At 48.0% G+C, this 14952-nt stretch carries 6 protein-coding genes; all 6 read left to right on the top strand.

Going from position 1 to position 14952, the window contains the following annotated elements:
- The first annotated feature begins 10 nt into the window (after positions 1–10).
- The 6 genes from AC3WRW_RS00945 to AC3WRW_RS00970 all read left to right on the top strand — a co-directional run bounded on the left by AC3WRW_RS00945 (position 11) and on the right by AC3WRW_RS00970 (position 14920).
- The gene (locus AC3WRW_RS00945) at positions 11–913 is read left to right on the top strand and encodes a carbohydrate ABC transporter permease (protein ID WP_492544099.1); all 903 of its coding nucleotides are present in this window, start codon (positions 11–13) and stop codon (positions 911–913) included.
- The gene (locus AC3WRW_RS00950) at positions 910–1734 is read left to right on the top strand and encodes a carbohydrate ABC transporter permease (protein WP_492544101.1); all 825 of its coding nucleotides are present in this window, start codon (positions 910–912) and stop codon (positions 1732–1734) included. Before AC3WRW_RS00945 ends, AC3WRW_RS00950 begins: the two co-directional genes overlap by 4 nt.
- A gap of 53 nt (positions 1735–1787) precedes the next feature.
- Positions 1788–3185, top strand: coding sequence for a sulfatase family protein (locus AC3WRW_RS00955; protein ID WP_492544103.1), 1398 nt, complete (start codon positions 1788–1790; stop codon positions 3183–3185).
- Positions 3186–3410: 225 nt separating this feature from the next.
- Complete coding sequence (locus AC3WRW_RS00960; protein WP_492544277.1) at positions 3411–5075, top strand: helix-turn-helix domain-containing protein; 1665 nt, start codon at positions 3411–3413, stop codon at positions 5073–5075.
- 172 nt (positions 5076–5247) lie between these two features.
- Positions 5248–10806: an Ig-like domain-containing protein gene (locus AC3WRW_RS00965; RefSeq protein WP_492544105.1), complete on the top strand. Its 5559-nt coding sequence runs from the start codon at positions 5248–5250 to the stop codon at positions 10804–10806.
- Between the two features lie 16 nt (positions 10807–10822).
- Entirely contained in the window at positions 10823–14920 is a 4098-nt protein-coding gene (locus tag AC3WRW_RS00970) for a beta-N-acetylglucosaminidase domain-containing protein (RefSeq protein WP_492544107.1), read from the top strand.
- The last annotated feature ends 32 nt before the right edge of the window (positions 14921–14952 follow it).

Below are 14952 nucleotides of genomic sequence, written 5' to 3' on the forward strand. Positions count from 1 at the left end.
TTCACGCATCGTGAAAACCAAATGGAAAATTGAATTATGGTGTTGGCTATTCCTGGCTCCGACGATACTCCTTTTCGTCCTGTTTCAAGGCTGGCCGATTGCAGCCAGCTTGTACTACGCCACCTTGGATTGGTCGGGGTTAACCTCCGATGCAACCTATGTCGGACTTCATAACTACGTTCAAGTGGCGAAGGACCCTTATTTTTGGAACGCATTTAAAAATAGCTTTACTTTTATGTTTGGCGTCGTGCCTCTTAATCTGTTCATACCCTTAATACTTGCCGTTGTTCTGAATCGTCCCAGGATAAAGGGGGCCGGCGTCTACCGGACCTTCATCTTTCTGCCGGTTGTTACAACCACATCGATTGTCGGTATTATCATGGTTTTCATATGGGGCAGCGACGGAGCTGTCAATGATGCGTTATTGAAAATAGGCTGGCTCGACGCACCAATTAATTGGCTGGGAGATGCCAAATGGTCCATGTTTACCGTGATCCTCATTTCAGTGTGGAAAAATCTCGGGATTAACATGATTTATTGGCTTGCCGGACTGCAGGGGATACCCAAGGATCTGTATGAAGCTGCGGAAGTGGATGGAGCAAGAGGGAGCAAATTATTTTTTCATATTACCGTACCCCTGCTTGTGCCGATAGGAGCCGTCATTTTGCTGCTCAATGTCGTCAATTCCCTGAAAGTGTTCGATTTGATCAAAACGATGACCAATGGAGGACCCTTCTTCGCGACGGATGTTGTGTCCACCTATATTTACCGGTACGCCTTTTCCAGTGAAATGGGGCTTCCGCAACTAGGGTATGCATCGGCTGCCGGTCTCTTCTTTGCCGTAACCATCAGCGCTCTCGCGGTGATTCAATCCGTGCTGAGTAAACGAATCAAAGGTCGTGCAAAATCATGAAAATTCTAAGATTATCATTGTTCCACGTCATCATGACCGCCTTCTGCCTCGTTTGGATTTATCCGTTCCTCTGGATGGTCTCGGCTTCCTTCAAGACACAGAGCGAATTTTTCGCTAATGGCCTGCGGTTGATCCCGAACAGCTTTCAAATGGGGAATCTGATCCGAGCATGGAATGAAGCGAATTTTGAACGCTATTTTTTGAATAGTGTCGTTATTTCCGTCAGTACTATTCTCATCGTACTTCTGGCAACGTCAACCTGCGGATATGTACTAGGCCGGTACGCTTTTAAAGGGAAGAAGGGGGTTATGGCGGTTTTGGTCGCCAGTATGATTGTTCCGATGGAATTTGCGATTATTCCGATCTATGATTTGATCAAACAAATGGGGCTGATGAACAATTTGCTTGGGGTCATTCTCGCTGAAGCGGGAGGAGCGCACATCATCTTTATCCTGCTCTTTGCTACCTTCTTCGGCCAGATTCCCAAAGAGCTGGAGGAAGCCTCCATTATGGACGGCTGTGGATTTTTCCGCACCTTTTTCACCATTATGCTGCCGTTATCGAAACCAATCATCGGAAGTGTGACGATCATGCAGTTCATTTGGTCCTGGAACTCTTTTATGATTCCGTTAATTTTAACACTCAGTTCGCCCAATCTGCGGCCTCTTGCCGTTGGCTTGTACGCGCTTCGGGGCGAGAATGTGGTGGATTGGACAGGGATTGCCGCCGGAGGCACGATTGCGATCGTTCCGATCATTGTTATTTTCCTGTTCCTGCAGCGCTACTTTGTAGATGGGATTGCCGGTGCCGTAAAAGGTTAATTTAGAGAAGATGCACAAACAACAAATTACATCAAAGGCGGGTTACATAACCTATGAGAATTGTTTATTTGGATTTAGATTCTTTGCGTCCTGATCATTTGGGCTGCTATGGTTACCATCGTGCGACTTCGCCTAATATCGACCGGATTGCCGAAGAGAGCGTTCGGTTTACCAACTACTATTGCTCGGACGCCCCGTGCATGCCCTCCAGATCGGCATTAATGTCGGGCAGATTCGGGATCCACACCGGCGTCGTCGGACATGGGGGCACGGCTGCGGATATGAGGCGCGAAGGGATGGAGCGCGGTTTCAGCGACCGGCTGGCGACGGAAAGCCTTCCTGGCGTGCTGCGTAAAACGGGTATGAAGACGGCATCGATCAGCACCTTCTCAGAAAGACATTCCGTATGGACCTTTAACGCGGGATTTAATGAAGTGTTAAATGTTGGAGGCAGGGGCGGCGAGTCTGCTGAACAAGTATTGCCCGTTGCGCTCAAATGGCTGGAAGATAATGCGAAATCAGAAAATTGGTTCTTGCATCTTAATTTCTGGGATCCGCATACGCCATATAGGACGCCGGAGCACGTAGGCAACCCATTTGCCCACGAACCTATGCCGGCATGGATTACGGAAGATGTATTCTTGCAGCATAAGCTCAAACAGGGGCAGCACAGCATTGAAGATATGAATAAGCTTGCCAAGTCGCATTATTACCGACATCCGAGGCATAGCCAAACGATTGAGCAGCATAACGATTTAAGGACGATTATCGACAATTACGATTGCGCCATTCGTTATATGGATGAGCATATCGGGGAAGTCATTCAAAGGCTTGACGAGCTCGGGGTGTTAGCGGATACAGCGATTATTGTTAGCGCGGATCATGGGGAAAATATGGGGGAATTAGGTATTTACTCCGAGCACGGGACAGCGGATCAGGGGACCTGCCGAATTCCGATGATCATCCGCTGGCCTGGCGGCCTTAAAGGAAGCGTTGACGAGGGGCTCCATTATCAATTGGATCTTGCCCCTACACTGGCCAGCTTGCTGGGTGCGCCGAAACCGGAGTCTTGGGACGGTTTGAGCTATGCGGAAAGCATTACGGAGGGCGCTGATACAGGCAGACCTTACTTGGTTGTATCCCAATGCGCACATGTCTGCCAACGAAGCGTCAGATTTGAGAACTGGCTGTATATTCGAACCTATCACGACGGTTATCATGGCTTTCCCAAAGACATGCTGTTTGATTTGGAAAATGATCCTTACGAACAGTACAATCTCGTTGAAGACAGAAGCGATATCCATATGAAAGCTGTATATTTGCTTAATGAATGGCACGATGACATGATGCTGACTATGAAAGAGGACATTGATCCGTTATGGACCGTTATGAAAGAAGGCGGACCTTTCCACGCGAAGGAATATAAGCACATGATGGATGCGGTGAAATAAACGAAATAGCGGGTGAAGCTGGCGGATACTGTTCGAGAGGTATCCGCTAATTTCATTGGGATTTTAAGCTAATATGTCAAAATAGAGCTATAGATGTAAAGTGAGTGGGATTTTATAAATGGATGATAACGTGTATGATGCGCATGATAGCTGTAACTTGAGCTAGAGCGGTTAGGCAAGTGATCGGCATTCTTGGACAAAAGGAGACGGCATACCGTGTTTAAGATGATGATTGTGGATGACGAGCCGCTGGTCAGACTTGCCTTGCATCAAATGATTCCTTGGCAGGAATTTCATATTCAAATCGTATGCGAAGCCAATGATGGGGCGGAAGCGATCGCATTTTTGCGGAAGTATGGTGACATTGATCTGGTGATTACGGACATCAAAATGCCAAAAATGAGTGGAATTGATCTGCTTCGTGAATGCAATGCCAGTGAAATATGCAAGCCACCGGTCTGGATTATTTTAAGCGCTTATAGCAATTATGAAATCGTGAGGCATACCTTCTTATTGGGAGCGCTCGATTATATTGTGAAAACGGAATTAGACGAGGAGCATCTCATACGTGTCGTTACGAAAGCGATCCAAACGCTTAATCAACGTAGAACAATGAAAAGGATTGGTCGCGTAGAAACGAATGAATGGGGCAGGACGAAAACAGAGCAATACATTAGAAAGCTTATTCCTATGAACCCGGAGGTTGAGAAGTTTGAGTACGATCAACTAACAGCCCAGATTTGTGAAAGTATCGGAGAAGTTAATCAGGTAGCCGCAGTGTTGTGTATAAGGAGGCAAACGGAGCCATGGATGAGCGATACCCAAAAGGGGAGTTTCGTTGTCCAAACGATTCAGACTGTCCTTCATTCCATGTCGATTCCGTTTCTGTATGATAGGCAAGATGCTGACAACTACGTGTTGTTCTTAACGCTTCCCGAAGAAAGGAGCTGGTCGGCAAGCCGTCACAAAATCCAGTTCGCTTTTCAGTTAATAAAGACCCGTATTGAACAATATATGAATTTGAAAGTTTCCATTGGAGTTAGCGATACAGCTAACAGCAGGAAAAATTGGCGCCGGTTGTACGATCAAGCGAAGCAGTTGGCGGCTAGCATTTATTTTGAAGGATTCGGCCGAATATTTTATCCTGAACAAGCGCACGTCGAGCAGGACCGCAGCAAGCTTACGGCACAAAAAGAAGAGATCAAGAGGATGATCGCCGACTTTATCCGTTTTTTTTCGCTGGAAGACAAGCTGGCCTGGGAACACAAGCTGGAACAAATCATGAAGACCATCATGAGAAATAAAGGTTCGGATCCCATTGAAACCAAAGAGGTGTTGGCTGATTTCATTTGGGGAATCGGGGCCTTTTTATATCAAAAAGGGCTGCGTTGGGGTGAATTGGATTGCAAGATTAGCGATCCCTTTGAGGCAATCGAAAACTCTCAGACATTGGAGGATACGCTCATTTGGCTTAGGCAAATATGCCACAGTATGTACAGCGCTACTCATGAAAGCCGTAATGCGCGATGTGAGCCGAATAGCCTCCCCGTTTTGAAGGCAAAACGATTGGTGGATTCGCATTATCGCGAAAACATAAACTTGTCGCTCGTTTGTGAAATGGTCGGTGTCAGTGAAAGCTACTTAAGCAAGCAATTCGCCAAAGAGGTTGGGTGTACGTTCGTTCAGTATGTAACAAACCAGCGTATGGAGGAATCGAAGTCCTTATTGCGAATGAACATGAAGATAAGTGAGATATGCGAACAGGTTGGTTACTTGAATGCTGAACATTTCAGCCGTGTGTTTAAGAAGGCGACAGGATATAGTCCAAGGGCTTATAGAGGTAAATTTCGAAAAAATAGTATAAATAATATCAATTTACTTCTAAAATGATCATTCTTAAACGCTTTTATTATGTTTATTCTTAATGAAGGGTTCCGCATGCAGCGCGCGATACAATTTGTATCTATATGATTGGCGGTAGCGACAAGGCTAGAGGCATGATGTGGTTTTTGACATTGTGCAGCTAGTCTTTTTAAAAGGTGAAAATGAAGGAGGATGTTAAGTGAAGAGGCAAATGATTGCAGCATTTTGTTTGATTGGCGTTTTGCTTTCCAGTAATATGCTTCCCCCACCCATTGCGCAAGCGCAGCAGGCGGCAGCTTCGGATATCCATGCTGCCGCAACGGGCAAAGCCGTTAGTTACAACGGAGAAAGGAGGCTCAATTTCAATGAAAATTGGCGTTTCCAAAGGGAAACGGGCGGGAGCCTCACCGGGGCGCAGCTGCCCGGCTATGACGATTCAGCCTGGAGGCAGCTGAGCTTGCCGCACGACTGGAGTGTGGAGCTGGATTTCAATGCACAGTCTCCTGCTACGCATGAGGGGGGCTTTTTGGATGGCGGTACCGGGTGGTATCGCAAAACGTTTACATTGCCCACCACGTTGGAAAATAAGCGGATTTCTATCGACTTTGATGGTGTATACATGAACAGTACGGCTTATCTGAACGGGCAGCTGCTGGGCACCTATCCGTACGGCTATAATGCCTTTACGTATGACGTGACCGGAAAGGCCTATACGGACGGCAGGGAAAACGTACTCGTGGTGAAAGTGAACAACATCCAGCCTAGCAGTCGTTGGTATTCGGGCAGCGGGATCTACAGAAACGTATATCTCTCTGTAACGAATCCCATCCACGTGGAGAGATACGGTACATTCGTAACGACACCTAATTTGGAAAACGATTACAAAGCGAACAAAGCCGGTGTCAACCTTAGCACAAAGGTGAAAAATGAAACAAGCGCAGCAGCGCAAATAAAGGTTCTATCAACGATTGTGGACAGTGCCGGGGCAGCTGTAGCATCTGTCGAATCGCCGGAGCAAACCGTTCAAGCCGGGGTGGTTGCAAATTTTGCTGATCATGCTGAAATCATGAATCCTAAGCTGTGGAGTATCGATAACGCTTACAGATATAAGCTTGTCACACAAGTAAAGGTTGGCGGCCAAGTTGTGGATATGTATGAAACACGTTTCGGGCTTCGGTATTTTACATTTGATCCGAATAACGGCTTCTCGTTAAATGGGCAGTATATGAAACTGCATGGGGTATCGATGCATCATGATTTGGGTGCGCTGGGCGCAGCTACGAACTATCGTGCCGTAGAGCGCCAGATGCAAATTATGAAGGATATGGGTGTGAACGCCATAAGGGTTACGCACAATCCAGCTTCCCCGGAGCTAATAGAAGCCTGTAACAACTTAGGTCTATTGGTCGTGGAGGAAGCGTTTGACGCGTGGAATCAATCGAAGAAAACGTATGATTACGGCAGGTTTTTTTCCACGTGGGGAGAGCATGACGTGAAGGAGATGGTTGATAACCATAAGAATGAGCCTTCGATTATCATGTGGTCTTTGGGCAATGAAATTTATGATACAACCAGTGCCAGCGGAGTCACAACGGCCCGTAATCTGGTTAAATGGGTGAAAGAGATCGACACAACGCGGCCAACCACCATCGGCGAGGATAAAACAAGAGGCGATAAGGTCAATGTAACAGCTCTAAACGCGAACATTAAAGCGATATTCGATGCTGTAGATATTGTCGGTCTTAACTATTCCGAAAATAATTATGCCGGTTATCATCAGCAAAATCCGAACTGGATCATTTATGGCGCCGAAACCTCATCGGCAACGCGTTCGCGCGGGGTGTATACGCACCCGAATCAATCGAATCAGAGCACAACGTATGCGGATATGCAGCAATCCTCGTATGACAATGACTATGTAAGCTGGGGCAGAACGGCCGAGGATGCGTGGAAAAGAGACCGTGATCTGAAACATGTCGCAGGACAGTTTATATGGACAGGCTTTGACTATATTGGCGAGCCAACTCCTTATTATAATTCCTTTCCTGCAAAAAGCTCTTACTTCGGCGCAGTCGATACGGCCGGATTCCCGAAAGATATTTTCTATTACTATCAGAGCCAATGGAGCGATAAACCGATGGTACACTTGCTTCCACATTGGAACTGGAAAAAGGGAGATACCGTCCGGGTATTGGCATATACGAACGCGCAGAAGGTAGAGCTGCTGTTAAACGGCAGATCGTTAGGCGAGCGCAGCTATGAATCTAAGACAACTTCTTGGGGGGCTGCCTATAAGGAAACTTCGGCTGGAAAGACCTATCTGGAGTGGTCGGTTCCTTATGAAGCGGGCACTTTAGAAGCAGTGGCCAAGGATGCGAGCGGAACGATTATCGGCAGAGACCAGGTGACAACGGCAGGCGAGCCTGCAGCGGTCAGATTGACGGCCGACAAGCAGGTCATTACGGCAGATGGCACGGATTTATCTTTTATAACGGCTGATATCGTAGACAGCGCCGGTAGAATTGTGCCTACAGCCGACAATCTGATTCAATTCAGCCTCTCGGGCAGCGGCAAGCTGGCGGGTGTTGATAACGGAAATGCGGCAAGCGTTGAGCGCTATAAGGATAACAAACGGAAGGCGTTTAGCGGCAAAGCGTTGGCGATTCTGCAATCCGACAAGCAAGCTGGCGAAATCGTTCTGAACGCAGCGGCCGCAGGGCTAACCGGCAGTTCCGTTAGGGTCATTACCGTACCGGCCGCTGACCGCGATACGAAAACGGTGGCCGGGTTCGATCTCGTCCATGTAAGCGTTGAGGTTAACGAGGCGCCCGTACTGCCTGCTGCTGTGAAAGTATTGTACAGCGATTCGTCCGCTGCCACGAAGTCTGTCACTTGGGCGCAAGTGAACCCTGCCCTTTATGCGAAAGTCGGCGAATTTGATGTCGAGGGTACGGTAGAGGGGATAACCGAAAAGGCAAAAGCCAAGGTAACAGTGAAAGGCGCAGCAGCGGTTAAGCCGTATTCAACGGCAACGAAGGTCGGCGTTAGTCCGGCTTTGCCATCGAAGGTGACTGTACTTTACAGTGACGACACGACGAAGGAAAAGGCGGTTATCTGGAACGCCATACCGGCAGATCTTATTGCTAAGGAGGGAACCTTTGTCATAAAGGGCAGCGTGGCTGAACTTAGTATTGAGGCGGAAGCTTCAATCAGGGTTACTAGCGAGAGCAATTCCGTTAACATCATGCGCGCTCAGGCGGGTTCTTCTTATCCTCTTCTGGAGGCATCGTTCACGAATCCGGATGATAAATTAAGCCATATTAATGACGGCATTAAAAGCTATAACGATACGCCTGTCAACCGATGGACGAATTGGACACGCACGCCACGTAATGATGGCGACTCCATAACGGTGGATTTTGGCGAGTCGTACGCCATTAATAATCTCAATTTGTTCGTGTTCACGGATCGAGATACGGTAGTGCCGCAAAGTGTGGCGGTGCAGTATTGGAACGGTTCAGCATGGGTGAATGTTGATCATCAAGTTAATCGGACACCGTACGTCGTTGGCCAAAACACGATCACCTTCGACGCAGTAAGGACGAATAAGCTGAAATTCCACATGATCGCATCGCAAACGAACAAGTTTGTTGCTTTGACAGAGGTCGAGGTCAATGCGGATAAGCTGGTAATGGGTTCAACCGCTAAACTTAGCGGGATTGCGGTGAATGGCCAATTGTTGAGTGCTTTCAGCCCGGATCAACAAAGCTATGAGCTCAGCTTGCCATATGGCAGCAAGATGCCTGAGCTGACGGCAACGGCCGGGGATCATGCATCCGTTATGATCTTGCCGGTCTATCAATTGCCAGGTACGGCCAAAATTTATGTCACATCGGAAAATGGCTTGACAGACGCGATATACACGGTTCATATGGCGACCGAGAAGCAGATGATCAGCTTAAATCCTGTGAATATCGTTGTAGACAAGGGCTATGCTCCTGTTTTGCCGCTAACGGTAACAGCTAATTTTAATGAAGGTAGTCCAGCGGATGTGAACGTCACGTGGGATACGATCGATCCTGCCCTTTACAATAAATTGGGCGAGTTTACTGTCTTAGGTACTGTGCAGGGAACAACGCTCAAAGCGATGGCGAAGGTGATTGTTAAGGGCGCTCTAGCAGCAGAAAATATTACGCTGGCCGTACTGAAGAACCGGATGCCCAATTTACCGAAGACAGTAAAAGTATTTTACAGTGACGGAACTGAGGAGCAGAGAGCTGCCGCTTGGGGGGACATTCCAGCCGGAAGTACAGCAAGTGTAGGGGAATTTGACATCGAAGGTACGATTGCTGGTACGGGGTTCAAAGCAAAAGCGCATATCCGGGTAACCGATGAAATAGGATCCGAGCTAAATATAAGCAGGTCCAAAAACGGCTACGATTATCCGAAGGCTGAAGCCTCGTTCACGAATAGAGGACCGACTTCCAATGATTTCATTGAGTCGATCAATGATGATGTCATCTCTTACGAGGCAACGCCGCAAAATCGTTGGACGAATTGGCAGAGCACACCGCGTCAGGGCGATTGGGTATCCATCACGTTCGGAGATTATGCGCCGCAGGAATACGATGTAGACAATATGGAAGTCCATTGGTTTGAGGACAGCGGCACATCGTTCCCTGCTTCCTTCAAGATCCAGTATAAGTCTGGCGATACGTGGGTGGATGTAACAGGCTTAAAGAGTGTGCCAGCAGCACCGGCCTTAAGACAGGCCAACTTCTATACGTTCGACAGCGTGAAGACGACTTCGCTGAGACTGAATATGGTCGCGAAGCCAGGTAAGAGCTTAGCTATTACGGAGCTGAAAATATTCAACAAGCAGCCGAAGACACTCAGCGAAGCGAAGGTCAAAGACATCATGCTTGATGGAAAGAGCATCCTTCGCGACTTTGTTCAAACAGGGGGCAGCTATGCGTACAGCGTGAATGTAGCTAGCGCAGCCAGCCTTCCGCAAATTACCGGCATTGGGGAAGACAATACGAGCATTACAGTAGTTCCGGCGGTTACGGCTCCGGGCACGGCTAAGGTGATTGCGAAGTCAGAGGACGGCAAGATGACCCTCGTATACACGATTACGTATCATCTCGCGCAGCAGGTACAGCAGTCATCCACCTTAACTGGTGCTGTAACCGTTCAGGCAGGGACTGATTTTACCGTTGGATTCGGGCTGAGTAGTGTGACGCAGTATGTGTACGCACAGGACATCACGCTGAATTATGATGCGAATGTCATGGAATTCGTATCGGCAAGACCGCTCGCGGATCAGGTGCAAATCGTTCGAATCGTGAAAGAGCCGGCAGGCAAGATTCGTCTGATTATAGCAAGCGAAGGTCCCGGTCATGCGGTTACAGGAACTGCCCAAGTAGCTGAGCTGACATTTAGAGCGAAACCGCTTATTCAAGATGGGGCAGGTACGATTGCTGTCATCAATGCCACGCTGGCAGATGAAAAGGGAACCGAAACGCAAGCTGTTTCCTCATCGTTAGACATTCGTTTCACAGTTGTCGTCCCTGGCGTACCAGGAGACATCAACGGTGACGGTAAAGTAAGCATCGGCGATCTCGCTATGATCGCTGCGCATTACGGGAAAGATGCCAACAGCCCGGATTGGCAGATGATTAAAGCAGCGGACGTTGTCCCTGACGGAGTAATCGACATCGAAGATCTTGCATGGCTGGCTAGGAAACTTTTGGAGTAACAGGAGGATTAACGAGATGTCGAGAAAGCTAATTAGCATCTTTCTAGCGATCTTTATGCTATCCAGTCTTGTGCCGGGCATGGTTAGCGCCAATGCTGTTCCAAGTGGAACAGCAATGGGAGCATCTGCCGAAAGCGGTACTTATGAGATCTACCCCTTACCGCAGAAGACGGCCTATGCTGGGACGAAGTTTACAATCACGGATGAAGTTAACGTCGTTATCGAACCTACCGTGGATGCAGCCACGCAAAATTTATTGAATCAAGTGCTTGCCTCCAAATCTTTGAGGGTGACGAAATCTGCGGCTGTCGTATCCGATAAAACCAACGTTCTTATAGGGACAAGGAGCTCCGGCGGATATGTAGACACCTACTTCGGTGCTCATATTCCCAACGATGCAGCGATTTTCGCCAAAAATGACGCCTATGTGTTAGACATTGACAAACAACTGGAGCCGAAAGGGAGCATCGCGATACTGGGAGCCAATACCGATGCGGCATATTACGGGCTTGCGACATTGAAATTGATTTTCGATCAAATTCCCGGGAAAGAGTTGCGATCAGTCAAATACGAAGACTATTCCGATGCCAAATGGAGAGGCTTCATTGAGGGCTTTTACGGATTCCCTTGGTCGCATGAAGACCGCAAAAGCCTAATGCGTTTTGGCGGGCAATTCAAAATGAATTCTTATATTTTTGCCCCTAAAAATGATCAGTACCATAATTCGGCTTGGAGAACGCTGTACCCGGCCGATGAACTGGCGAAAGTCAAAGAACTCGTCGATGTCGGACGAGAGTCCAAAACCCAATTCGTATGGGCCATTCATCCCGGCTTCAGCATGATTAACTGGAATACGTATGACGCTGAGCTGGCAACCTTGTTAGCCAAGTTGGATCAGCTCTATAGCATAGGGGTTCGTCAATTCGGTCTATTTCTAGACGATATCTCCACGGCACAATCTTTGACGGATAAAGATAAACATGTAAAGCTCATTACCGATGTCGCGAACTGGGCAGCAGCTAAAGGGGACGTTAAACCACTCATTTTTTGCCCGCCGTATTACAATCAAGCATGGACGGGAGAAAGCGGCAAGCCTTATCTCCAAGCGTTAAGTAAGGTTCCGGCAAATGTCGAAATCATGTGGACAGGAAGCGGTGTTGTCGGAACCGTAAACACGACCGATATGCAGTGGCCGAAAAATGCTACCGGCAGAGACCCGTACGTATGGTTGAATTGGCCGGTTAACGATTACAAGGATGCCAGACTTCTGTTGGGCAAAGGCGAAGTGCTGAAGGCTGGCACGCATAATATTTCCGGTGTCGTCTCTAATCCCATGGGGAGTGCGGAGTTATCTAAAATTGCGTTGTTCGCCGTAGCCGATTTCACATGGAACAGCGACGGCTTTAATGACAGTCAGAGTTGGCTGGATTCATTTAAGTATGTTGCGCCGGAGGCCGCCCCTGAGCTCAATACGATCGCTTATCATATGAGTGATCCGTCGCCAAACGGACACGGGTCCCAACTAGGGGAATCCGAAAATATTAAGGCACAGCTGGAACTGTTTTTGAGTAAGTTTAACAAGGGGGAAGCAACGACTGAAACCGGAAATCAATTAATTGCCGAATTCGATCAAATCTTGAATGCCATTGCTTCATTTAGAGCAAAAAGCAGAAACGCCAAGATGCTGAGCGAAATTGATCCCTGGCTCAATTGCTTGCAGGGTGTTGTGGAATCCAGTAAATCCGCAGCAAAGTCAGCGATGGCGCTGCAAAGCGGAGACATGCGTTCAGCGTGGGAAGAGCTGGCCAAAGCGGCGAATGCGATGTCTGATTCCAAAAATTACAAAATTAAGAAATTAAATTATCCGGATGTCACGGTGGAAGCCGGCTCGAAGCGGTTAGTTCCATTTGCTAATGAATTGCTTCAAAAACTGGATGCTCGCATTTATACAACCCTGGATCCTGATTTTATCATTCCTACTGCAATGAGCTCCTACGGGTCGGTCTCAGGCTTAGATCAAATGATCGACGGCAAAGAATCAACCTATGTGTACGTCCAGACGATTCAAGTCAATGGCGATTGGTATGGCATTGATTTTGGCAAACCGATTCAGGTCAATGATGTTGATATTGTACAAGGTCGAACCGATACTGATTTTGATATTTTTCAGAAAGGGATATTGGAGTATTCCGTAGACGGGCAAAATTGGACGGCGATCGGAGCCGAACGATCCGGATTTCATATTGCGGTTAGCGAGCTTGACCTGAAAGCCCGATACGTCAGATATCGGTTGACACATGCCGGTATTCCCGGAGGGAAGCCTGATTTATGGACGGCGGTTCGAGAATTTACGGTCAATGCAAAAAATGGAAAAGTAAGCCTCTATTCGAATGTAAACGAGCTTGCGCAAACGAGTGTAAAAAGCACGGATGTCATGGCACAAATATCCAATCTGAACAATGTGAGCTTGAAGCCGTTGCAGTATGTCGGGATTCAGCTATTGTCGATTGAAAAAATTGCCGACATTGCTTTGCAAAGCACAAATGCCGGGGCGGTGCTGGAGGTTTCGGAAAATGGATATGAATGGAGCCCTGTCACGGTAGGGGGACCATATCCGAACGCAGCTTATGTCCGATTAGTTAATAAAACAGACAAAGTACTCACCTTTAATTTGACGAATTTGCAGGTTAAACTGCAAAAGTTTAGTGCTCCCGTCGTTACCCATAACTATGAGAGTATTTATCAAGGTACGATTGCTGGCATATATGACGGTAATCTGGATGCGAAAGTATGGTTTGGCAGCAAGCAGGCCATCGGCAAATACGTACAGGTTGACCTAGGCGGTGTCGTCAATGTGCAGAATGCTGCTGTGGTGATTGGCGACGGTGAGGGTGATTATTTCCGAAAAGGCGATCTTCAGCTATCGGTAGACGGGACGACGTGGGAAACGATTCACAGTTTCAACAATCCGGGAGATCGCAGTCTGAATTTCCCTGATCATGAGGTTCCATACCGCTATAAGCGCGTTCAAGTCGCTAATAAGCCGGCCCGATACATCCGGTTGATTTCAACGGCTAATAACGAAGCTTGGCTCGCGCTTAATGAAATCATCGTCAATGAAGGTCTGGATAAGCCCGGCACCGAGCTTCCTGCGTTTCAAGTAAACCCACAGGGGGACACGGGGAAAGAAGCCTTTTACACAACGGATCATAAATTATCTACGTTCTACACGCCAAAAGGCGATGCGAAGCCCGGCTATTTGAACTACAAGTTGTCCAAGTTTACTGAGGCAAGCCAAGTGATTATTTTGCAAAATCCAACTAGCATTTCTAATGCCGAGGTATCGGTAAGGGATGGAAACGGCTGGCATGAGGCGGGTACCTTATCTCAATCGTACAACGCGATAAATACGGCAAATTATGAGCATGTCTTGGAAGTGAGAATTCAGTGGAACGGCGTCGTCAAGCCTCAAATCTATGAAATTATTCCTGTTCGTCGTGCGGGCGGCTTCGTCCCGGCAACGACTTTAACGGCGGTGAACTCCGTCGTGTCAGGTCAGGATTTCAACGTACAAATCGGGCTGAACAACGTTACGCATGCTGTGTATGCGGAGGATATTACGCTTAATTATGACGCCAATGTAATGGAGTTCGTGTCTGCGAAGTCCTTGTCGTCAGGGATCAGCCTCTTGTGGGCGGGGGAGAATACGCCAGGCAAAATCCGCATGCTTGTGGCCAGCGAAGGCGCTGCGCATGCGATTACCGGCAATTTGCAGCTGCTGGAGCTGACATTCCGGGCGAAAGCAGTGTCACAGGCGACGGAAGGCACGATCTCGGTATCCAAAGCGATACTGGCTGATGGGCAGGGAACGGAATCTGATGCGGCTGCTTCCTCTATGAAGATCAATGTGACGCCGGTCGTTAACCCAGGTATCCCTGGCGATGTGAATCATGACGGCAAAGTGAGCATTGGCGATCTCGCTCTTGTGGCGGCGAATTATGGCAAAGATTCGAGCAGCCCGGATTGGGAGCTGGTGAAGCAAGCCGACGTAACGAACGATGGCAGAATTGGTCTGGAAGACCTTGTTTTCATTGCTAGCAGAATTATTGAGTAAAAGGGATTGGCCATACAGCGAGAGATACATTA

Source organism: Paenibacillus sp. FW126-R14 (assembly GCF_058789495.1).

Excerpts from the sequence above, each read along its gene's own strand:
- AC3WRW_RS00970 (WP_492544107.1), top strand. The coding sequence starts at position 10,823 with ATGTCGAGAAAGCTAATTAGCATCTTTCTAGCGATCTTTATGCTATCC.
- AC3WRW_RS00960 (WP_492544277.1), top strand. The coding sequence starts at position 3,411 with ATGATGATTGTGGATGACGAGCCGCTGGTCAGACTTGCCTTGCATCAA.
- AC3WRW_RS00955 (WP_492544103.1), top strand. The coding sequence starts at position 1,788 with ATGAGAATTGTTTATTTGGATTTAGATTCTTTGCGTCCTGATCATTTG.
- AC3WRW_RS00950 (WP_492544101.1), top strand. The coding sequence starts at position 910 with ATGAAAATTCTAAGATTATCATTGTTCCACGTCATCATGACCGCCTTC.